Source organism: Streptomyces capoamus, from assembly GCF_014654935.1.
Lineage (GTDB): Bacteria > Actinomycetota > Actinomycetes > Streptomycetales > Streptomycetaceae > Streptomyces > Streptomyces capoamus.
Map to the genome: position 1 here is coordinate 75,368 of NZ_BNBF01000028.1, position 621 is coordinate 75,988.

At 72.5% G+C, this 621-nt stretch carries 1 protein-coding gene; it reads right to left on the reverse strand.

What is annotated here, in order from left to right; translation table 11 throughout:
• The coding region (locus IE312_RS42860; RefSeq protein ID WP_268254383.1) for an SLC13 family permease at positions 1 to 621 on the reverse strand (621 nt) is incomplete at both ends.

The following is a 621-nucleotide window of genomic DNA, read 5'->3' on the forward strand; positions in this document are numbered from 1 at the left end:
GGGGCGCAGGGTGGGGCGGTCCGGGTCGAGGCCCTGGAAGCCCTCGTCGGCGGCCTCGTCGCCGGGCGCACCGCCGCACGGGCCGGCGGCCGCCGCGGACCGGGCACCCGTGCCGGGACCGGCCGCGGTCCGGGCCGCCGCGCCGGAGCCGGCGCCCACGAGCACCGTCTCGGTCTCCTCCGTCAGCACCTCGTCCAGGGTGAGCACTCCGAGCCGCTTGCGCTCGCGGCGGCCGAGGACGCAGGCGAGGGCGAAGACGAACAGCAGGCCCATGGCGAGGGCCGGGATCATGGGCACGAAGATGTCACCGGCGTCGAGCTTGAGCGCGGTGGCGGCGCGGGCGGTCGGGCCGCCCCACGGCAGGGTGTTCATCACGCCGTTGGCCATGGCGGCGACACCGGTCATCACGACCAGGGACATCTTCAGGCGCTTGTACAGCGGGTACATCGCCGAGACGGTGATCATGAAGGTGGTGGAGCCGTCGCCGTCCAGGGAGACGATCGCGGCGAGGACCGCCGTACCGACCACGATGCGCAGCGGATCGGCCTTGCAGAATTTCAGGATGCCCCGCACGACCGGGTCGAAGAGGCCGACGTCGATCATCACACCGAAGTAGACGAT